Below are 21055 nucleotides of genomic sequence, written 5' to 3'. Positions count from 1 at the left end.
ACTCCGTTATGCTGCGCTGGCGATCAGGGAGCTGGCCGCACTGGTGGTACTGTGGATACTGGTGGCGCCGGTGGCGCCGTTCTTGCGCAGAAAGGCTTCGAACATCAGCACGGCCCACAGCGCTGTGCTGTGGTCCTTGGTGCCGGCCAGGTGCTCGTCGACCATCCGCTGCAGGTAGTGGCGGTTGAAGATGCCGGTATCGAGCAGCATCGGGTTCAGCACCGCCGCCTTCATCGCTTCGCGCAGCGGGCCGCGCAGCCAGGAGGCGAGCGGGATCGAGAAGCCCATCTTCTTGCGGTACAGGATGTCCTGCGACAGGTAGGGTTCCAATGCCTTCTTGAAGATGTGCTTGCCCTCGCCGTTGCGCAGCTTGCTCGACGACGGCAGGCCCGAGACCCATTCGATGAACTTGTGGTCCAGCAGCGGCACGCGCACTTCCAGCGCGTGCGCCATGCTGGCGCGGTCGACCTTGGTCAGAATGTCGCCCGGCAGGTAGGTCTTCATGTCGACGTATTGCGTGATCGAGAGCGGATCGTCGGTCGGCGCGTTGGCGGCGTGGCCGCGCATCACCTCGACCGCGCGGTAACCCTGCAGCTGGCTGCGGAACGACTCCGAGAAAAGCTGGTCGCGCACGCGGTCTACCAGGATCGAGACGCCGTGGAAGTAGCCGTCGACCAGGTCGCGCGCCAGCGCCTCGAAGGTCGTCTTCGCGCGGAAGATGCGCGGCGCCCAGTCGGCCTTCGGATAAGCCTTGCCGAGGAAGCCGAACACGGGTTTGCGCAGCGCCAGCGGCAGCATCGAGCGCACCTGCTGCTCGCCCATCGCCATGCGGTAGCGGCGGTAGCCGGCAAAATTCTCGTCGCCGCCGTCGCCCGACAGCGCCACGGTCACGCGCTTCCTCGCCAGCTCGCAGACGCGGTAGGTCGGGATCGCCGAGCTGTCGGCATACGGTTCGTCGTACAGGCCGGCCAGCAGGTCGACCAGGCCGTAGTCGTCCTTGTCGACGGTCTCGCACCGGTGATTCGTCTTGTACTGCTCGGCCACCTGGCGCGCATAGGTCGATTCGTCGAAGGCCGGGTCGTTGAAGGCGATCGAGCAGGTGTTGACGGGTTCTTTCGACAGGCCGGCCATCATCGCCACGATCGCGCTCGAGTCGACGCCGCCGGACAGGAAGGCGCCCAGCGGCACTTCGGCTTCCATCTGGCTCTCGACCGATTCGCGCAGGCGCACGATGAGTTCTTCTTCCATCTGCTGTTCGCTCATGGCGCCGTGCGGCGTGAACGGCACGTCCCACCAGCGGCGCGGTTTCGCGCTGGCCGCGTTCGCGCCGACCTTCAGGGTCAGCGAATAGCCGGGTTCCAGCTTGAAGGCGTCCTTGAAGATGGTGCGCGGCTCGGGCACGTAGCCGTAGGCGAAGTACTCCTCGACGGCGCGCGGTTCGATCACGCGCGGCAGTTCCGGGAAGGACAGCAGGGCCTTCAGTTCCGAACCGAAGACGAAGGTGCCGTCCGGCAGAAACGCATAGTGCAGCGGCTTGATGCCGATGTGGTCGCGCGCCACGAAGAAGACCTTCTTGTTGCGGTCCCAGATCGCGAAGGCGAACATGCCGCGCAGGTGCTTGACGCAGTCTTCTCCCCACTGTTCCCAGGCGTGCACGATGGTCTCGGTGTCCGAGTGGGTGCGGAAGGTATGGCCCAGCGCCGTCAGCTCTTTGGTCAGTTCGCGGAAGTTGTAGATCTCGCCGTTGAATACGATGACGACCGTGTGGTCTTCGTTGAACAGCGGCTGCTGGCCGGCGGCCAGGTCGATGATCGACAGGCGGCGGTGGCCGAAGCCCACGCCTGGTTCCAGGTAGACGTCGCCCTCGACCGGACCGCGATGGAACTGGGTCTGGTTCATCCGTTCGAGGACGCCGCGGTCGAATGCGCGCGTGCCGCGCGGGTCAAACATGCCAACTATTCCGCACATGGTTCAGTAATTCCTCTGGGAGTTGTCTTGGTGTTGCTCAGGCGGTCGTACAGCGCCGTGTAGGCGCCGACCATCGCGGCAACGCTGTAATGGTGTTCGATGTTTGCGCGCGCCGCGGCTCCATGGGCGGCAACGCGGGCAGGGTCCTGGACGTACGCTTCCAGCGCAGCGGCCAGGGCTGGTGGATTGCTGGCCGGGACCAGGGCGCCGTTGACGCCGTCCTGCACCACTTCCGGGATGCCGCCGACTTTCGTCGCCACCACCGGCAGGCCGCAGGCCATGGCTTCCAGCAGGGTGACCGGCGTGCCCTCGGCGATCGAGGACAGGGCGAACACGTCGAAAGCGCGCATCAGTTCCGGAATGTCGTTGCGCGCGCCGGGGAACCAGACCAGGTCCTGCACGCCGAGCGCGCGCGCCTTCTGCGTCAGCTTGTCGCGCAGCGGACCGTCGCCGACGACGGCCAGGCGCGCACGGGCGTTGGCGCCGCGCGCGCGCAGCAGGGCAAAGGCCTCGATCAGGCTGGCCTGGTCCTTCACGTCCTGCAGGCGGCCGACGGTGCCGATGACAAAAACATCCTCACCTGCCCACGGCGTTGCCGCCGCCGGCAGGTTCGGGGCGAAGCGCACCGTGTCGACCCCGTTCATGATCAGTTCCGACTTCGCCGCCGGAATTCGGACCACGTTCGTCAGCCAGCGATGCAGGTCGTGCGAGACCGGCACGTAGCGGTCGATGAAGGGGACCAGGGCGCGGCGCAGGAAGTTGTGCTTGGGGTTCAGGCCCTGCGGGTCGCTGGCGTCGCGCCCGTGCTCGGCGTGCACGCGCACCGGCACGCCGGCCAGCCAGGCCGGCGCAGCGTATTCGGCGCAGGCGAAGTTATAGGTGTGCAGCACGGCCGGGCGCAGCTGGCGCAGCAGCTTGAACAGTTTGATGTGGATGCCCAGGCCCAGGCCCGGCTGCTTGTCCAGTGCAAACAGCTCGACGCCGGGACGCGTGATCTTGTCGGCGAAGGCCGTGTAGCCGGTCAGGCAGACGACCGCGTGGCGGTAGCGCTCGGGCGGCATGTGGTTGATGCAGTCGACCAGCAGCGTTTCCAGCCCGCCGAAGTCGAGCCGGTAGATCAGGTGCACGACCAGCGGAATATCCGCCGGCCGGTTGTTCGTTACCGCCATCTTACTTACCCCGTGCCGCCTCGAGCGTTGCTTCCAGCGGCGCCAGGTTGGCGCCGAGGAAGGCGCGCAATGCGGCGCGCGCCGATTCCGGATGTTCGCCGACCGGGGTGGCCACCATCAGGGCCGCGCCGTCGTCGCCGTGCATCATCAGCTTGGCCTGGGCCTGCCACAGCTTGCCGATGTAGTCGTTGGCGGTGAAGCGGCCGTCGACCCAGTTCCAGTGCCAGACCAGGTAGTTGCCCTGCGGGCCGCGCACGCGGGTTTCGCGCAGCGCCAGCTCGCGCCCGCCGATGGTTTCGACGCGCTTGCTCGACGCCACGTGCTGGAAGCCTTCCTTGCGGTTGTCGACGCGGTTCACGGAGCTGATCAGGCGCTTGTCCGGGCCCTGGTTGCGGTAGTACAGCACGTTCAGGCCGACCGGCGCGCCGGCTGCCGTGTAGGCGCCCTTCAGGGTGGCGTCCGGGGCCAGGTAGTCCGGGCTCCAGGTCGGCATGCCGGTCGATGTCGAGGCCAGGCGTGCGCCGTCGAGCGCCACCGGCGCCGGGTTGTGGGCGGCCTTGTCGCTGATGACCGCCAGCGCCGGCCACATGGCGCACACCAGCACGGCGGCGATGGCGGCGCCCAGCACCGGGCGCGCCGGCGCCGGCGCGCTCGTGGTCTTGCCGGCGCTGGCGGGCGCCGCGGCGGGATCGTCTTCCCTCCAGTAGCTGCCGATCCAGAACATGATGAACATGACCAGGCCGAAGAACAGCCAGCCGTAGATCAGGTGGTCGACGCCGGTGGCCAGCGCCATGTCGCTGGTGTGGCCGATCATCACGATCATGTAGGCGCGCAGGCCGTTGGCGATGATCGGCACCACGATCGACAGGCCGATGAACAGGGCGCGGCGCCAGTTCGAGCGGTAGCTCAGGTAGGCGTACAGGCAGCCCAGGGTGATCGAGGAAATCAGGTAGCGCACGCCGCTGCAGGCTTCGACCACCGACCAGTTCCCGGTCGGCAGTTCGAACATGGTGCCGTTGCGCAGCACCGGGATGCCGGTCGCGCGCACCGCGGCGACCGTGAAGTCGGCGGTGAAGTTGATCAGGGGCTGGACGAAGACTTCGCCGAAGGGCACGGCGAACAGCAGGAACAGCAGCGGGAAGGTCAATGCGCCGGCCAGCCGGCGGCCCAGCAGGGTCAGCGCCATGACCGGGAACATCGCCACGAAAGCGTACTGCATCACGACCCCGACTTCGCCGGCGCGCGCGACCAGCCAGCCGGCGCCGCACAGGGCCAGCAGCGCCAGGGCCGGCCACCAGGGCGCGACCGGGATCTGCTGGAACACCTCGCGCCGGCGCCAGATCAGCCACAGGCTGATCGGTGCGATCGCGTAGCCGTGGGCGAAGGTTTCGGAGCTGTTCCACACCGAGACGATCGAGGCGGCGGTGCTCCAGTACAGGAGCAGCGGCGCCAGCAGGGCCGCGACGAGGATGGCCACGGTCGGCACCGACATGCGCCCGTGCGCGGCGCCGGACAGCGCCTGGGTATCGTTCATCAGCATTCGAACCTCGTCTCGATGGTGGACAGGTGCGCCGGCCAGCTGTAGCGGCGCTCGACGCTGGCGCGCGCGGCGCGGCCCATGGCCGGGTGGGGCGCGCGCAGCAGGCCGATCACGCTGTCGGCATAGTCCTCGGGCGCATCGGCCACCAGCAGCTCGCGGCCTTCGACCGCCTCGATGCCCTCGAAGGCCTGGGGCGACGCGACCACCGGCCGGGCCATCGCCATCGCTTCGAGCACCTTGTTCTGGATGCCGCGCGCGATGCGCAGCGGCGCCACCGCGGCCTTGCAGTGCGCGAGGTAGGGCCGCACGTCGGGCACGGTGCCGGTGACGACGATCGCGTCGCCGGCCAGCGCCTGCACTTCCGGCGACGGGCGGGCGCCGACGATGTAGAAGCGCGCCTGCGGCACCGCTTCCAGCACGCGCGGCAGCACGTTGGCGGCGAACCACTTGACGGCGTCGACGTTCGGCCAGTAGTCCATGGCGCCGGTGAACACCAGCGCCTGCTCGCCTTCCTCGAAAGGATTGTCGTAGGCGCGCTCCGGGCTGAAGTAATCGGTGTCGACGCCGTTGTTGAAGAAGCCGATCTTGGCGCGGCTTTCCGGCGCCAGGGTGCGGAACAGCTCGGCCTCGGGATCGGACACGAACAGCGAGGCGTCGAACTGGTCGGCCACGCGGCGTTCGTAGTCGAGCAGGTGGCGCGCCTCGTGGCGGTAGACCCAGCTCATCGGCCACTTCTTCTTTTCGGCGTACTGGCGCCATTTATCGGAGTCGACGTCGCAGAAGTCGATCACGCGGCGCGCCGCCGGATAGTCTTCGGCGTACTGCGCCATCACCGAGGAGAACATCATGATGCGGGCGATGCCGTGCTCGCGCATGGTCTTCGCGACCCAGGCCTTCATGCCGGCGTCGCGGTAGTAGCCCAGCGAGAGCGACTTGCCGGTGGCCAGCGCCTGGGCGCTGCGGATCTTGCCCTGGGCCGGGTTCAGGCGCACGAAATGGCTGCTGGCGCACAGCGTCTCGACGGTCGGCACGTACTGCCAGTCGTCCTCGTCGTCCACGAAAGTCGCCAGGTGCACGCGGTACTTGCCGGCCAGGTGCTTCAGCAGGTGGTACGAGCGGATCTTGTCGCCCTTGTTCGGCGGGTAGGGGATGCGGTGCACCAGCAGCAGCAGGTCCGGCTTGGCTGCCTCGGCGACCGCTGCCGCCTTCTTTTGCAGCACGCCCTCGATGATCGAATTCATGGGCGTTCCAGGAAAATGCGATCCATGCGGTCCCACGCGAAATCGCGGGCCAGGGCGGCGATGCGCCTTTCCATGCGGTCGATGTTGATGTAGTGGCGGAAGCGCGCCTTGGCGCCGAGTCCCTCCGGACGCGGCTGGCCGGGATCGACTTCCCAGGGGTGGAAGTAGAACAGCGCCGGCTCGTTGTCCATCTCGTTGACGCGCTTGACCATCCAGCGCGACAGCGCGTAGGGCAGCAGGCGGAAGTAGCCGCCGCCGCCGGCCGGCAGCTTCCTGCCTTTCAGTTCGACGGTGGTGATCGGCACTTCCAGCAGGCCGTCCGGGCCGTTCGGGTAGAAGGCGAAGCGCGGCGCGTCCGGCATGCCGTAGTGGTCGTGGCGGATCGGGTAGATGCTCGAGCTGTAGCGGTAGCCGGCTTCGGTCAGCGCTTCCAGCGCCCACAGGTTGCCGTGGCCGATCGAGAAGCTTGGCGCGCGGTAGCCGATCACTTCCTGGCCGCCGATGTCCTCGAGGATCGCTTTCGCCGAGCGGATGTCGTTGTCGAACTCGGCGCGGCTCTGGTCCGAGGCGCGCAGGTGGCCGTAGCCGTGGCTGGCCAGTTCGTGGCCGGCGGCGACGATGCGGCGCACCATCGCCGGGTAGCGCTCGGCGATCCAGCCCAGGGTGAAGAAAGTGCCTTTCACGTCATGACGCTCGAACAGCGCCAGGATGCGCTCGATGTTGGCTTCGACGCGGCATTCGCGGTTCGGCCAGCTGTCGCGGCTGATGTAGGGGGCAAAGGCCGAGACCTGGAAGTAATCCTCGACGTCGCAGGTCATCGCGTTGCGGATGCGCTCGCCCGGCTGGCGCTGTGGCCGGGCTGCGGGAGCTTGCATTCTCATTCCTGGGTATCCACGTGTTGGGTCGCCTGCGCCCCTTGCGGGGTGGCGACGATTTTCTTCAGGATCGACAGTACCGAGACGATCGATTTTTCGAGGCGCATCATGCGTTCGTCCAGCATCTCGGCGCTGTCGCGGCGCTCGGGCAGGTGGCCGAGCTCATCGTCGCCCATGCTGCTTCCCAGGGCGCCGGCGGCTGGCGTGCCGACCGCGGTCGGCAGCTGGAACTCTTCGCTGATGTCGCTGATGACGGTCTTGATGTGCTCTTCGTTGAACTCGTGCAGTTCTTCCAGGTAGCCCATCAGCAGCACGCGGTCGAGCAGGGTGTTGGTCTTGCGCGGGATGCCGCCGGTATGGGCGAAGATCGCCGCGTGGGCGCCGTCGTCGAAGGCCGGGTCGCCGTTCCAGCCGACCGTGTGCAGGCGGTGCTCGATGTAGGCGCGGGTCTCGTCGGCGTCCATCGGGCCCAGGTGGTAGCTGGCGATCACGCGCTGGCGCAGCTGCTGCATGGTCGGGCTGTGCAGGGTGGCGCGGAACTCCGGCTGGCCGAGCAGGAAGGTCTGCAGCAGCGACTTGTCGTCGGTCTGGAAGTTCGACAGCATGCGCAGTTCCTCGACCGTCTGGGCCTTCAGGTTCTGGGCTTCGTCGATGACGAGCAGGGCGCGCTTGCCCTGGCGGTCGACGGCGCGCAGGAACTGCTCGAGGCGGGTCAGGAGGTCGGTCTTGCTGGCGCCTTCGTACGGCAGGCCAAAGGCCGACACCACCATGCGCAGGGTGTCGTCCGGATCGAGGTGGGTGTTGACGATGTGGGCGGCGACGATCTGGTCGGCCGGCAGCTTGTTGAACAGGTTGCGCACCAGCGTGGTCTTGCCGGCACCGACTTCGCCGGTGATGACGATGAAGCCCTCACCCTGCGACAGGCCGTATTCCAGGTAGGCCATGGCCCGCTTGTGGCCCTTGCTGCCGAAGAAAAAGTGGGGATCGGGGCGCAGCTGGAAGGGCTTGGCCGAGAGTCCGTAATAGCTTTCGTACATCGTGTCACTCCGTGTTTAGAGCTGCACCGTCAGGGTGGCGGCGACGGCGTTCTCGGTGTAGTCGCGGCGCGTGACGTCGCTGTCGCCGACGATGCGGCGCAGTTCGACGCTGCCGCGTACCGAGCGGCCGAAGCGGTGCGTCAGCCCCAGGCGCAGCGAGTTCTGCTTGCTTTCCAGGTCGGTGTCGAGCGAGCGCGCGCGCGTCGCCGACAGCGACGCCAGCGCGCTCGAACGGGCGCTCAGGCGATAGTTGTAGGCCGCGGTCACGCCGTACTGGCGCACGCTGTCGTTCAGCGCGCGCAGCTGGCTGCCGAGCAGGCCGCTGTCGCTTTCCGACGAGGACAGCGCGGTGCGCTCGCTGGCGTAGGCCGACAGCACGGCGCTGCTGTGGCGCCAGTTGAAGGCGCTCGATGCCTGCAGCAGCTTCTGGCGCATGTAGCGGTTGGTGAGATAGTTGATGCTGTCGGCCAGCGTCGGCGGCAGGCCGGCGGCGCGGATGTAGCCTTCGACCGCCTGGCGCCGCAGCACCGGGTCGGGAATGCTGGCGCTGAACAGCGAGTCGAGCATCGAGGCGGTGTCGATCGCGGCCGGCAGCGTGAACTGCGAGCGGCTGGTGGTGACGGCGTCCGAATAGCCCAGCTTCCAGACGCTGTGGCGGCTGCGGTGCAGCGCCGCCAGCGAGCCGGTATTGCCGAGGTAGTGGCGGCCGACCGACATCTGCAGGCTGGTGCGCGGCGAAGGCGTCCAGGCGAATCCGCCCGACCAGCTCGCGCCCGAGGTGCGTCCGCCCAGCGCCTGGTAGTCGTACTTGTCGTAGCCGGCGGTGGCGGTCAGGGCCAGGGTCGGGCCGACGCGGTAGTTCAGGCCGGCCAGGGCGTTCTGCGACGAGGTGTCGCCGAAACGCTCGTTGTCGACGTCCTGGCGCGCCAGGCGCAGGTTCCAGCCGACGTTGCGAAAGCCCGGGCCGCTGACCACGTCCAGCGAGACGCCGTCGGCGGTGCTGTCGCCGAAGGTGCTGCTGACGCCGGTGTCGACGCTGTCGTGGGTGTAGCGCAGGATGCCGCTGGCGAAGTTGCCGAAGCGGTGCGTCAGGTAGGGGCTGATGCGCCAGCTCTTGACGTCGGTCTGGTTCTCGTCGCTGTAGCGGTTGCCGTTGGCGTCCTCGACCAGCGGGCCGAAGGCCGTGATGCTGCGCGCGCTGGATTCGGCGCTGGCCTCGACGTAGAACAGCTGGTCGACCACGTTGATGCGGCCGCTCGCGTCGTACTGGTGCTGGCTGCTGCGCACGCCCGGCACGTTGTCTTCGCTGTAGTCGAAGTAGTACAGGCGCGCCTTGGCGGCGAAATCCACGCGGGCGCTTTTCGCCAGCACGTCCAGGCCCGGCACCGCTTCGGTGACGAAGGACGAGCGCTTGGTGGCGTCGCCGCGCAGGTTAACGTTGTCGGTATAGGTTTCGCTCAGGCTGAACGAAGGGGTGACGGTCACTTCCGCATGCGCGGGAAGTGCCGCCAGCAGTGCCGCCGCCAGCGGCAGCAGTGCCGGATACTGCGGGCGCGGCAGGCGCGAACGCTTAGCCGTAGTGATAATCATACGTCTCTTCGATGCCGGGGATGTCCCGGGCCTTGTTGTAGATGAGGTTGACGTTGCTGCAGCCCTCCAGCTGGCGCAGGGATTCCTTGACCGCGTGCTGGGTCGTGGTCTGGGCTTCCACCACCACGACGATCTGGCCCATGTGGCCGGCCAGGACCCGCGATTCGCTGGTCAACAGCAGCGGCGGCGAATCGAAGATGATGACGCGGTCCGGATAGCGGTGCGCGATCTCGGTGACCAGGTTGCTCATCGTCGAACTGGCCAGCAGCTCGGTGGCGCGCGGTGTGCTGGTGCCGGCCGGAAGGATGCTGAGGGTGTCGACGTTGGTGCGCAGCATGACGTCGGCGAAATCGAGCTTGTCGTCGATCAGGATGTCCATCAGGCCGCGCTGGGCCGGCAGGCCGAGCGTGCGCAGCACCGAGGGACGGGCGACGTCGGCGTCGACCAGCAGCACGGTGTGGTCCAGTTCCATGGCGATGCTCATCGCCAGGTTGATCGCGCAGTAGGTCTTGCCTTCGCCCGGCAGCGAGCTGGTGACCATGATCAGGTTGTTCGGGCGGCCCGGGGCCGAGGCCTCGTTGAAGGCGCGCTTGAGCAGCGGGCGCTTGATGACGCGGAAATCCTCGAGCAGGCTGGTGCGGCCGCTGGCGGCGGTCACCATGCCGGCTTCGCGCATCCGCGCCAGGTCGAGGTCGACCTTGCGCGCGTTCGGCTTCGGCGCCGCACCGCGCGTGGCGCGCGCCTGGGCCGCCTGCGCGGTTGCCGTGGCCGATGCCGGCGCGCCGGCGAACGCGCTGCCGGAGGCGAGGGCTGCGGCAGCGGCTTCGGCCGGCGTCGGCGCGAAGGTCTCGATCGGCGCCGGCTGCGGCACCGGTTGCGGGGCCGGCGCCGGGCTGGCGTGGGGCGCCGCCTGCGGGCTCAGGGCGAGGATCTCGGCCTCGATGTCGGCCGGGATGTTCGCCGGCGCGTTGGCCGGGGTAGCCGGCGTGGCCGGCGCGGTATTGCGGGTGTGGTCAATGCGGCTTGCCGCTTTTTCGATAATGCTCACATTCGCTCCTAGTATTCTTACAGGCCCGGACGGGCAACCATCGTCGCCACGCCGACGCCATACACGCCGATCAAGAGCATCACCGTTGCGGCCAGGCCGTACAGGCGCTTCTTGCGGCGCACCTTCTGGGCATCGGTCCAGTGCATGTTGATGGTGCCGAGGATCGGCACGCCGGTCACTTCGCGCAGGGCCGCCTGGCTCAGGAAGGTCGGACGGAACTGGCTCATCAGGAAGGCGCCGGCCAGGCCGGCCAGCAGCGCGACGATGAAGGCGGCGGTAAACAGCACCGGGCGGTTCGGGCCGGTCGGTACCAGCGGCGCCATCGGCGGTTCGATCACGCGGAAGCTCAAAATGTCGGTGGCCGAGGACAGGTCGCCCGACAGGCGCGCCTGCTCGCGGCGCTCGACCAGGCGCTGGTAGTTCTCGCGGTTGACCTGGTAATCGCGGTTGAGCTGGGCCAGCTGGGCTTCGACTTCCGGCGCGGTCGTGCTCTGGGTGCGCAGGGTGTTGACGCGCTGCTGGTACTCGTTGACGCGGGCGCGCAGCGAAGCGACGCGCGACTCGGCGTCCGACAGCGACACGTTCAGCTGCTGCATCATCGGGCTGGCGGCGAGGTTCGGATTGACGCCGCCTTTCTTCGCCTCTTCCTTCTTGCGCTCCTGCAGCTGGTCGAGCAGGCGCTTGGTGGCGATGATGTCGGGGTGCTGCTCGGTGTACTGCAGGCGCAGGGTGTCGAGGTTCTTCTGCGTGGCGGCGATGCGCTCGGCCAGTTCCGGATCGACCGGACCCGCACCGTCCTTGCCGCCACCGGTCATGCGGCGGCGGATCGCATTGCGCGCCTGCTCGGCCTCGGCCAGCTCGAGGCGGGCCTGGCTCAGGGCGTCGTTGGCGTTCGCCACCTTGCTGCCGAAATCGGCGCCTTCGCGCGGCAGCAGGCCCATGTTCTTGATCTTGAATTCCTTCAGCGTGTTCTCGGCGGCGGCCAGCTTTTCTTCATAGCTGCGGATCTGGTCGTCGATGAACTGCACCGCCTTGTCGGACTCCTGCTTCTTGCCGCCGTAGCTGCCTTCCATGAAGATGCTCAGCAGCGACTGCACCACGTCCTTGCCCAGCTTCGGATCGGTGGCCTTGTAGCTGATGGTGTAGATATCGTCGCGCTCGGTGCCGGCCAGTGTGATCTTCGACATCAGGTTGTCGATCATCTTTTCCTTTTCGTCGGCCGTGCGGGCCTTGACGTCGAGGTCGGTCATGCGCATGACCTTTTCGATGTTCGGCCGGCTGATCAGGGTCTGGCGCATGAACATCACCTGCTGGTTCAGGTTGGGCAGCGAGGTCATGCCCGACAGCAAGGGCTTGAGCATGCTTTGGGTATCGACGTAGACACGGGCGGTCGTCTCGTACTGGTTGGGCATCCGGAGTACGACTGCCCAGCCGATCAGCGCCACCACCCAGGTGATGATCACTGCATGCCAACGGTATTTACCGATGGCCTTAAGGAAATTCAGAATAAGGGCTGTTATTTCTGCCATCTCGTCAGTCTCGCCATGAACACCCGGCGCAGGAAACGCCAGGCACAACAATCAAAACAAAGAACCCGCATGATCGCTTGTTGTTTGTGCAATTGCAATTGCGTGCTGGAAAATTGAGCTAATAAACGCGCCGAATGGCACCGCTTACAACACAAATTCTTAACAGCAACGTATAAAAAACCCGGATTCGGGCTGCTTGACGCTGTATTATTGTCGTCAAGCAAACTTCGGCGGGCTGCAACTGTTGCACTAGATCAACCGTGAAGGTTCGGGGAAGAAGTCTTACGGGTCGCTTTGCTCAACATCAAGCTGATGTATTGTAATGTTTAAAATACAAAAGGGTCTGCACGATTGATTCCTATTCGAAATAATAAAAAAGCAAACGTTGGGCGGCCACAGCGCGCGCGGCGCAGGCTGTTCGGCGCTGCGCTGCTGAGCCTGGCCAGCATGCTGGGCATGCCGGCGCAAGCCGACGGCCTGGTGCGTACGATCGCTGCGGTCAAGCCTTCCGTGGTCGGGGTCGGCACTTTCCTGAAGACGCGCAGTCCGGCGGTGATGTTTACGGGCACCGGTTTCGCCGTCGGCGATGGTTTAAGCATCGTGACCAATGCTCACGTGGTCCCGAACCAGCTGGACGGCGCAAAGATGGAGCAGCTCGGGGTGGTGGTCGGCAGCGGCCAGGAATTCAGTTTCCGCCCGGCCCAGCTGGTGGCGCTCGACCGCGAGCACGACCTGGCGCACCTGCGCCTCGAGGGCGGCCCGGCCTTGCCGGCGCTGGCGCTGGGCGACTCGCGCACCGCCGCCGAAGGGCAAACGCTGGCCTTCACCGGCTTCCCGCTCGGCATGGTGCTGGGCCTGAATCACGTGACCCATCGCGCCATGCTGTCGGCCATTACCCCGATCGTCATGCCCTCGATGAGTTCGCGCCGGATTGACGCCCGCGCCATTGCCCAGCTGCGCCGTGCCCCGTTCAGCATTTTCCAGCTCGATGGCACGGCCTATTCGGGCAACAGCGGCAGCCCGGTCTACGATCCCGAGACTGGAAAGGTGCTGGCTGTTATTAATATGGTGTTCGTCAAGGGGCTGAAGGAGACGGCGATCACCAACCCCAGCGGCATCACGTATGCGGTGCCGGTGCAGTACGTGCAGGAACTCTTGCAACAGAAGTAAAAAAAAGAAAAGTATTTCAATCGTGCACGCCTTTTCCTCGAGCATGATTACGATACAATACGCCGGTTTGATGGCTAAATAACAATTTTAAGGCATTCGTAACAGCGTGGCGCTGCCGGTCGCTGCATGCCGGGAAAGGAATTGACGTGAGCAAGATCATGACGAATCTGACGAAACTGGCGCTGGCCGCCGCCTGCGGCCTGGCCCTGGCCGGCTGCGCCAGCAAGCCGCCGGCGCCATCGGCCGCCGCCATGGCCCAGGCCGCGCCGGCCGACTACCTGATCGGACCAGGCGATGCCGTGAACATCATCGTCTGGCGTAACCCGGAGGTGTCGATGTCGGTGCCGGTGCGTCCGGACGGCAAGATCACGACCCCGCTGGTCGAAGACCTGCCGGCCGCCGGCAAGACCTCGACCGAACTGGCGCGTGACATCGAGAAGGCCCTGGCCAAGTTCATCCAGCAGCCGGTCGTGACCGTCGTCGTTACCGGTTTCGTCGGCAACTACGCCGAGCAGATCCGCGTGATCGGCCAGGCCGCCAAGCCGCAGGCGCTGGCCTACCGCCGCGACATGTCGCTGATGGATGTCCTGATTGCCGTCGGCGGCGTCACCGAGTTCGCCTCGGGTAACAAGGCCAGCATCATCCGCAACGTCGACGGCCGCCAGGAAAAGCTGAACGTGCGTCTGGACGACCTGATCAAGGAAGGCGACATCTCGGCCAACATGCCGATGCGCCCGGGCGACATCCTGGTGATCCCGGAAAGCTTCTTCTAATCCGAACCGCTGTCGGGTTTTCTTACAACGACGCCGCTCAGGCGTCGTTGCATTTTGCTCCTCGCCAGCGCATGTCCCGCTAAGTGCTTGATTCACTGTTGCATTTAGTCAATTTGATATGCCTGGTACGGGGCTTGCTTCAAGGTTGAAAAAGCGCGTCACCGGACGCGGCTATGGCATACTTTCGATGACTCAGGAAACCGTCGATATGGAAGATCAAGCAGACCGCAAGCCGACCATGCCCGAGGCGCAAGGGCCACACGATGCGCCGCAGCTCGACGCCCGCGGCGCCGCGCGGCGCCGCTTCACGCGGGCCGGCGTCGGTGCGGCCGGCGTCATCCTGACCCTGCACAGCCAGGCCGGCATGGCCGCGGACGAGCTCCTGCCCTGCGCTTCGCCGTCCGGCTTCATGTCGATCAAGACCGCCAGCCACAATCCGCAGAATTCCTGCACCAATAACCGCTCGCACGGCTACTGGAAGAACCACGGCAGTGCATGGATGTCGAGCACCGGCACCAGTCCCGACACCCGGTTCGGCGACGTGCTGGCGGCGCGCGGCAACTATGCCGGCCTGGCGGACTATACCCTGATGCAGGTGCTTGCCCGTCCCAAAGAGGCCAAGGAAATCAAGGAGATCGACCGCAACAACGTGGCGATGCAGATCGTCACCGCGCTGCTCAACGCGCGTTCGTCGGCCCGTTCCGGCATCCCGAGCGTGCTGCCGGAAGACAAGGTCGTCGCCATGTGGGACGAATTCACCCTCACCAACGGCTACAAGCCGACCGGCAGCGCCACCCCCTGGACCGGGGCGCAGATCGCTGGCTATCTGGAAACCACCTTCCGCTAGGATGGAACGGCACGCCGTCGTGACGCATGCGTAGTTCGCCGATCTGGCGCCTGGCCCCCGGCCAGCGCCTGGTGCACCGCTGCCACGATGGCGAATGCGTGCTCTTCAACGACCTGTCCGGCGCCACCCACCTGGTGGACGACGCCACCCTCGGCCTGCTGCAGGCCCTTGGCGAACTGCCGCAGTCGGCCGGCGACCTGGCCGGCGATGCCGGCGATCCCGCCAATATCGACCCCGATACCCTTGCCGCACTCGACGAACTGCTGGCCGGCCTGGCCGCCCTCTATCTGATCGAGGCGGTGGAATGCTGACCGTCGGGAGCCTCGGCCGCCGCGAACTCGGCGCGCGCTTGCGCGGTCCCGGCCTGCGCCTGCAGACCGGTCCTTTCGTGACCTGCGTCCGCAGCACGCTGGCGCCGTTGATCGACGCCCTGGGCACGATGTACGCCGACTACCCGGTGCTCGATGACGGCGCGCTGGCCGACTTCCACGTGCGCCTGTCCGGCTCGCGCGGCCTGCGCCGCCTGGTCCGGCCGCAGGTGCACTTCCATTACGACGGCATGGCGCCGTTCCAGCCGCTGCCCCTGGCCCAGGCCTTCCCGATGTTCGAATGGGCGATGAACTGGTGCGTGTCGAGCCAGGCCCATTCCTGGCTGGTGATCCATGCGGCGGTGATCGAGAAGGGCGGCCGCGCGGCGATCCTGCCCGCGCCGCCCGGTTCCGGCAAGAGCACCCTGTGCGCGGCCCTGGTCAACCGCGGCTGGCGCCTGCTGTCGGACGAATTGACCCTGGTGCGGCTCGACGACGGCCGCATCGATCCGCTGCCGCGCCCGGTGAGCCTGAAGAACGCCTCGATCGACGTCATCCGCGCCTACGCGCCGCAGGCTGCCTTTACGCGTCCGGTGACGGACACCGTGAAGGGCACCGTGGCCCACATGCGCGCCTCCAGCGACAGCGTGGCGCGCGCGCTGGAGCCGGCGCAGCCGGCCTGGATCGTGTTCCCGCGGTGGCGCAGCGAGGCGCCGGCCGTGCTGCAGGCCGTGCTGCAGGCGCGCGCCCACATGCGCCTGGCCGAGAACGCATTCAATTACAGCCTGCTCGGCGAAGCCGGCTTCCAGGCCGTGGCGCGCCTGGTCGGCCAGGTGCGCACCTTCGATTTCAGCTACGGCCGCCTGGACGATGCCGTCGCCGTCTTCGAGCGCCTGCTGGAGGAGGAGGCGTGAAGGGCCTGCCCGTGCTGCTGCGCGCGCTGCGCGAACCGGCCGCCATGGCCGCTTTCGACGAGCGCGACTGGGACCTGCTGCTGCGCCAGGCCGGCGCCGCCAAGCTCGGCGCCACCCTTGGCCTGCTGGCCGAGGAACACGGGCTGCTCGCGGCCTTGCCGGCACGCGCCCGGCGCCGCCTGGGCTGGGAGCGCACGGTGTGGGAACGCCACCTGGGCGCGGTGCGCTTCGAGCTGCGCCAGGTGCAGCGCGCGCTGGCAGCCACCGGCCTGCCCCTGATCCTGCTGAAGGGCACGGCCTACGCGGCCGCCGGCCTGCCCGCCGCCCCCGGGCGCCTGTTTTCCGACATCGACATCCTGGTGCCGAAGGAGCGCCTGGCCGACGTCGAAAGCGCGCTGATGCTGCACGGCTGGGCCGGCACCCACCACGACGAATACGACCAGCGCTATTACCGCGAATGGATGCACGAGCTGCCGCCGCTGCAGCACATGCGGCGCAGCAGCGTGATCGACGTCCACCATGCGATCCTGCCGGAGACGGCGGCGGTGCGCCCGGATCCGGCGCGCCTGCGCGCGGCCGCGCGCCCGATCCCCGGCATGGACGGCGTGTTCACGCTGGCGCCTTGCGACATGGTGCTGCACAGCGCGGCTCACCTGTTTTCCGAAGGCGAGTACCATCATGGGCTGCGCGACCTGTTCGACCTGCACCGCCTGCTGCGCCATTTCGGCGCCCAGCCCGGCTTCTGGACGGCGCTGCCGGCGCGCGCGCAGGAACTGCAGCTGGCGCGTCCGCTCTTCTATGCGCTGCGCTACTGCACGCGCCTGCTCGGCACCCCGGTGCCGGCGGCGGTGCTGGAGCAGGCGCGCGTGGGCAGTCCGGGGCCGGCCTTGCTGGCCCTGATGGATGCGCTGTTCGGGCGCGCGCTGCTGCCGCCGCACCCGAGCTGCGCCGATGCCTTCGACGGCGCGACGCGCGCCGCGCTTTATATACGCGGCAACTGGCTGCGCATGCCGCCGCTGATGCTGTCGCGGCACCTGTTTCACAAGGCATTCCTGTCCCCGAAGGCCGAGCCGGCAAACTAGCGCCGCGCCGCCGGTCGGGACGCAACGGACGGGGCGGACCCGTCGACGACGAGGTGACACATGGAAGCGGACCACGGCCTGATGCGGCTGCACGACCTGCAGCATTTCCTCTCCAGCGGCAGCCTGGAGGACAGCCTGCGGAGTCAGGCCCAGCAATGTGCCCGCATGCTGAATGCCGACAGTTGCTCGATCATGCTGCTCAGTGGCGGCAGCGGCGAAGACCTGCGCCTGCGCGTGCATGCGCGCGCCGGCGACCTGCCCGACGCCGTGCTGGCGGCCGACATCGGCCGCGGCGAAGGCATCAGCGGCCAGGTGCTGGCCAGCGGCCAGGCGCTGCTGGTCGAGGACATCGGCAACTCGGCCTATGCGCTGCTGGCGCGGCGCCCGCGCGGGGCCGGCCGCAGCCTGATGTCGGCGCCGATCCGGATCGAAGGGCGCATCGTCGGCGTGGTGAACGTCGCCGGCAGCACCTTCGTCCAGGACGACCTGGCGCTGCTCGAGGTGACCTGCCTGTTCATCGGCAAGAGTATCCAGGTGGTGCAGCTGCAGCGCCTGCTCGATTCGCGTTTTGCCCAGCTGGCCCTGGCCCACGAGACCGAGGAGGCCGGACGCACCGCCTACCGCAATCCGGAGGAGGTGGCGCGCATCCTGGCCCGCTCTTTCTTCAAGGAACTCGTCAAGGCCGGTTTCGAGGCGCCGCAGATCGTCGGCGCGGCCAGCGAAATCATTGATCAACTCAACAACAAATTGCACGAAAAAAAGTAACGATGCCTATTGACATTTTCTGAAAAGAAATGTATGTCGATAATTTTTACACAATTGTTGAGTAATCTCTAACATTCCTCGGTAAGTCGTTGATTTAAAAAGAAACGGAAGAGCTGGCACGACCATTGCTAATAGATGGGTGTGTTTGCCAAAAACCGATCAACCACAGAACGAGGATACCAATCATGAAATTTCTGAAGAAACTGACCTGCGCAGCAGCTGTAGCAATGTCGATGGCTGGTGCCGCTCACGCCGGCCCGGTCCTGAATGACTGGGTCTTCAACCCGAACGGCGGTGGCTACGAAAACGGTCAGGTCATCAACGAATACCTGGACGTGAACGGCAATGCCTTCATCGAGCTGACCCCGACCGGCGGCACCAGCTTCTCGTTCCGTGAACATGCCGTGTTCAACATCGTCCAAGCCGACTCGAACGGCATGCTGTTCCCGCAGAACTTCGCTGGCGGCAACATCACCGCGACCTTCGAAGCTTACGGCACCGGTAACTTCAGCGGCGCCTTCTCGTTCACCGGCGGCACCATCAAGATGTACCAGAATCCGACCAACGGCCAGTACGCCGGCACCGACGGCTACTACGGCGCGAACCTGGGCAACCTGATCGCCGAATTCAACGTGCTGGCTGGCGGCGGCGGCCTGGTCGATGCAAGCGGCTCGCCTGTCAACAACGGCCAGGTGACCGTCAACGCCAAGGCCATGCCGGGCATGCTGGAGTCGGGCTACTTCTTCAACTCGATGGGTGACGACCTGTCGATGGAATCGATCCTGTCGTTCGCCTTCACCAACGCCAACACCGTCGGCGAGCCGACCAACCGCCTGGTCGACGAAGTCGCCTGCCAGTTCGCCGGCTTCGGCGGCGCCGGCTGCGACGGCACTGACTACGCCAACGCGCCGGGCCAGTACTTCTTCGTTTCGAACAACGGTCAGTTCAAGCTGGCTGAAGTTCCGGAGCCGGGCTCGCTGGCCCTGTTCGGCATCGCCATGCTGGGCGCCGGCGTCGCTGCACGCAAGCGCGCCAAGAAGGCCTAAGTCGGGCTTTCCGGTTCATCCGCGAGGATAGAACCGATCCGCAAGGATCAAATCGACGTGACGACAAAGAGCGGGCTTGCCCGCTCTTTGTCTTTGCACGGCGCGGGCAGACCAGGCTAAAAGAGAGCAAAAAAAAACGGCAAGCCAGGCTTGCCGTTTTGCGTTCCAGTTGCCGCTTCAGCGCCTCAGCAGCTCCGCCACCGGACGGCGCACCGAGCGCGAGGTCGGACGCGGGCCGTAGCCCATGCGTCCCATGTAGACCGGATGCCCCTGGCCGTCGAAGATCAGGGCCTCGGTCTGGCGCTGCAGGTCGCGCGCCGCCTGCTCCAGGCGCGCGTTGGCGGTAAACCGGGTGTTCTCGCGCGCGTACTTGGAAAAGATCAGCGGCGTCATTTCGGGCTGCATGTACAGGCCGAGCGTCGTCATCGTCAGCCAGAAGCGCTGCAGTGCGCGGCCGGCGGCGACGTAGTCGTCGATCGAGGCCGGTGCACGCTTCGCCTTCAGCACGAAGTGGGCGGCGCAGGCCATGCCGGGCGCCAGGTCCATTTGAAGGCGCGGCGCCCAGGTGCCCATCAGGGTGTTCATGGTCGCCATGCGGCGCCAGCTGACCATTGCCCATTTCATGAGGTGCAGGGTCATGGCGTCGACCCCGAGCGCGTTGGCCGGCACCTTGTCCGGGCTTTCGACGCGGTTTTCCCAGTCGATGATGCTGCGGTGGGTCTCGAAAGCCTCCGGCATGGTCAGGCGCAGCCTGGCGTTGTTGTACATGAGCTTGGCCGCCTGCCATTTCTGGTCGCGGCTCTCGAGCCAGGTCAGGGTGTATCCGGGCCCGACGGTCTCCTCGAGCAGGCGCTTGTGCTCGGCGCTCAGGGGCGTGGTCTTCATCGGGCGGCGCTGCACGCGGCGCTCCTCGATCGCCTGCAGCAGCGGGCTCGGCTTGATTGCCGGGTCGGCCACGAAGCGCACGTCGAATTCCGGATGGGTCTCGCGGCCCGCCGGGCGGCGGGCGATGTCGGCGCGCAGGCCGTGGGCGCTGGCGGCGATCGCGATGGTCTCGAGCAGGGTGCCGAAGGCGATCTGGCTCGGGTGGCCGTCGAGGTCGTAGACGCAGTGGTCGCGCGTATCGTAGGCGTGCACCACCAGGTGGTCGGGCGCCGCGATCTCGAAACGCCAGGTCTGCATGTTGTCGCCGCTGGGCGCCCAGCGCGCCAGCTCGAGGATTTGTTCCATCGTGCTCATCGCGTCACTCCCGCCGCCGCCAGGTCTTTCGCCAGCTGCTGCTTGCCGATCTTGATCATCAGGCGGTGCAGGGGATTCTTGTTGCCGCCCGGGCGCCAGGTGCGCACCAGCTTGTTGCGGTAGGCGTCGAACTGCACGCCCCAGGGCGCGGCCAGCACCTTGCCGCGGCCGAGCAGGATCTTCAGCGCCTCGGTGCCCATCACGCCGGCGCACAGCTGGCAGGCCATGATGGTCGAGGGACCGCGCCGCTCGACGAAATTCACCGCTTCCGGCACCACGAGATACGGGCGGTGCAGCCCGGCCGGCGCCAGGCCGACCACGAAGTGCACCGCCTTGTCGGTTTCCGGCAGGTCTCCCCACTGGAAGTATTCCTCGAAGGTCATCTGCCCGGGCAGGAAGTTGAGCAGGGCCGCGCCCATGCCCAGCGGCGCCACGGTGCTGGCCGGAATGCCGAGCTTCGCGCACAGGGCGAAGGTCTGCTGGCGGATCTCGAAGGCGAAGAAGTCGAGCGCGTCGACGTACATGTCGACGCCCTGCAGGAAGGCGTCCAGGTTGCCGGCATTGATGCCTTCGCCGAACACCACGACCTCGCACTCGGGATTCACGTCGAGCAGCATGCGGCGGATGACCTCGGCCTTCGGCTGGCCCAGGGTCGAGACCATGGCGCCGACCTGGCGGTTAAAGTTGGGCACGTCGAAGCTGTCGAAGTCGGCGATGTGGAATTTGGTGACGCCCAGGCGCGCCAGGGTCATCGCATGCACGCCGCCGACACCGCCGCCGCCGGCGATCGCCACCCGCTTTTGCCGCAATCTTGCCTGTTCCTCCTTCGTGACCCAGCCAATATTTCGGGAAAACGCCTGCTCGTAGGGGAAAGGAGTGCTCATGTGCGGAAAAGAATACTGCGGGAAGAAAAA

Annotated in this window: 19 protein-coding genes; 8 read left to right on the top strand and 11 right to left on the bottom strand. The window is 66.6% G+C overall.

The features are described 5' to 3' along the window. Positions 1-6: 6 nt before the first annotated feature. Genes RT688_RS00355 through RT688_RS00315 form a run of 9 tightly spaced genes read right to left on the bottom strand, consistent with a single transcriptional unit; the run spans position 7 to position 11997 of the window. A complete protein-coding gene (locus RT688_RS00355) occupies positions 7-1968 on the bottom strand; it encodes an XrtA/PEP-CTERM system amidotransferase (RefSeq protein ID WP_313702870.1) in 1962 nt (653 codons plus the stop codon). Then, positions 1956-3137 carry a TIGR03088 family PEP-CTERM/XrtA system glycosyltransferase gene (locus RT688_RS00350; RefSeq protein ID WP_313702869.1) on the bottom strand — a complete coding sequence of 394 codons (1182 nt, stop codon included), beginning with the start codon at positions 3135-3137 and terminating at the stop codon, positions 1956-1958. Before RT688_RS00350 ends, RT688_RS00355 begins: the two co-directional genes overlap by 13 nt. 1 nt (position 3138) lies before the next feature. Next, on the bottom strand, positions 3139-4677 hold the full coding sequence (gene xrtA, locus RT688_RS00345) for an exosortase A (RefSeq protein WP_313702868.1): 1539 nt from the start codon (positions 4675-4677) through the stop codon (positions 3139-3141). Continuing rightward, positions 4671-5918 (bottom strand): TIGR03087 family PEP-CTERM/XrtA system glycosyltransferase, encoded by a 1248-nt coding sequence (locus RT688_RS00340; protein WP_313702867.1) that lies wholly within the window; start codon positions 5916-5918, stop codon positions 4671-4673. The genes xrtA and RT688_RS00340 overlap by 7 nt, the downstream gene beginning before the upstream one ends. Then, positions 5915-6799, bottom strand: a complete 885-nt coding sequence (locus RT688_RS00335; protein ID WP_313702866.1) for an XrtA system polysaccharide deacetylase — start codon at positions 6797-6799, stop codon at positions 5915-5917. The genes RT688_RS00340 and RT688_RS00335 overlap by 4 nt, the downstream gene beginning before the upstream one ends. Further along, positions 6796-7830, bottom strand: coding sequence for an XrtA/PEP-CTERM system-associated ATPase (locus RT688_RS00330; RefSeq protein WP_313702865.1), 1035 nt, complete (start codon positions 7828-7830; stop codon positions 6796-6798). Before RT688_RS00330 ends, RT688_RS00335 begins: the two co-directional genes overlap by 4 nt. A gap of 15 nt (positions 7831-7845) precedes the next feature. Next, positions 7846-9420: a TIGR03016 family PEP-CTERM system-associated outer membrane protein gene (locus RT688_RS00325; protein WP_313702864.1), complete on the bottom strand. Its 1575-nt coding sequence runs from the start codon at positions 9418-9420 to the stop codon at positions 7846-7848. After that, positions 9401-10468, bottom strand: coding sequence for an XrtA-associated tyrosine autokinase (locus RT688_RS00320; RefSeq protein WP_313702863.1), 1068 nt, complete (start codon positions 10466-10468; stop codon positions 9401-9403). Before RT688_RS00320 ends, RT688_RS00325 begins: the two co-directional genes overlap by 20 nt. Before the next feature lie 17 nt (positions 10469-10485). After that, a complete protein-coding gene (locus RT688_RS00315) occupies positions 10486-11997 on the bottom strand; it encodes an XrtA system polysaccharide chain length determinant (RefSeq protein WP_313702862.1) in 1512 nt (503 codons plus the stop codon). A gap of 456 nt (positions 11998-12453) precedes the next feature. On the opposite strand from RT688_RS00315, the gene RT688_RS00310 reads away from it, so the two are divergent. The 8 genes from RT688_RS00310 (at position 12454) to pepA (ending at position 18902) form a co-directional block, all read left to right on the top strand. Next, a complete protein-coding gene (locus RT688_RS00310; RefSeq protein WP_313702861.1) occupies positions 12454-13167 on the top strand; it encodes a serine protease in 714 nt (237 codons plus the stop codon). A 158-nt stretch (positions 13168-13325) separates the two neighbouring features. Next, positions 13326-13940 (top strand): XrtA/PEP-CTERM system exopolysaccharide export protein, encoded by a 615-nt coding sequence (locus RT688_RS00305; protein ID WP_313703143.1) that lies wholly within the window; start codon positions 13326-13328, stop codon positions 13938-13940. Between the two features lie 208 nt (positions 13941-14148). Continuing rightward, complete coding sequence (locus RT688_RS00300; RefSeq protein WP_313702860.1) at positions 14149-14787, top strand: hypothetical protein; 639 nt, start codon at positions 14149-14151, stop codon at positions 14785-14787. A gap of 26 nt (positions 14788-14813) precedes the next feature. After that, positions 14814-15098: an HPr-rel-A system PqqD family peptide chaperone gene (locus tag RT688_RS00295; RefSeq protein ID WP_313702859.1), complete on the top strand. Its 285-nt coding sequence runs from the start codon at positions 14814-14816 to the stop codon at positions 15096-15098. Next, on the top strand, positions 15092-16009 hold the full coding sequence (locus tag RT688_RS00290; RefSeq protein WP_313702858.1) for an HprK-related kinase A: 918 nt from the start codon (positions 15092-15094) through the stop codon (positions 16007-16009). The genes RT688_RS00295 and RT688_RS00290 overlap by 7 nt, the downstream gene beginning before the upstream one ends. Then, positions 16006-17091, top strand: coding sequence for a nucleotidyltransferase family protein (locus tag RT688_RS00285; protein ID WP_313702857.1), 1086 nt, complete (start codon positions 16006-16008; stop codon positions 17089-17091). The genes RT688_RS00290 and RT688_RS00285 overlap by 4 nt, the downstream gene beginning before the upstream one ends. Positions 17092-17151: 60 nt before the next feature. Beyond that, a complete protein-coding gene (locus RT688_RS00280; protein ID WP_313702856.1) occupies positions 17152-17856 on the top strand; it encodes a GAF domain-containing protein in 705 nt (234 codons plus the stop codon). Between the two features lie 185 nt (positions 17857-18041). Then, on the top strand, positions 18042-18902 hold the full coding sequence (gene pepA, locus RT688_RS00275) for a flocculation-associated PEP-CTERM protein PepA (RefSeq protein ID WP_313702855.1): 861 nt from the start codon (positions 18042-18044) through the stop codon (positions 18900-18902). Positions 18903-19079: 177 nt separating this feature from the next. Here the strand turns inward: pepA and RT688_RS00270 are convergent, their stop codons facing one another. Further along, positions 19080-20141: a nitroreductase family protein gene (locus RT688_RS00270; RefSeq protein ID WP_313702854.1), complete on the bottom strand. Its 1062-nt coding sequence runs from the start codon at positions 20139-20141 to the stop codon at positions 19080-19082. Further along, on the bottom strand, positions 20138-21025 hold the full coding sequence (locus RT688_RS00265; protein WP_313702853.1) for a ThiF family adenylyltransferase: 888 nt from the start codon (positions 21023-21025) through the stop codon (positions 20138-20140). Before RT688_RS00265 ends, RT688_RS00270 begins: the two co-directional genes overlap by 4 nt. Positions 21026-21055: the final 30 nt, after the last annotated feature.

This window comes from Massilia sp., from assembly GCF_032106685.1.
Taxonomy (GTDB): Bacteria; Pseudomonadota; Gammaproteobacteria; order Burkholderiales; family Burkholderiaceae_D; genus Telluria.
The sequence above is the reverse complement of the archived record's forward strand: the minus strand, read 5'-3'. Positions and strand labels throughout refer to the sequence as shown.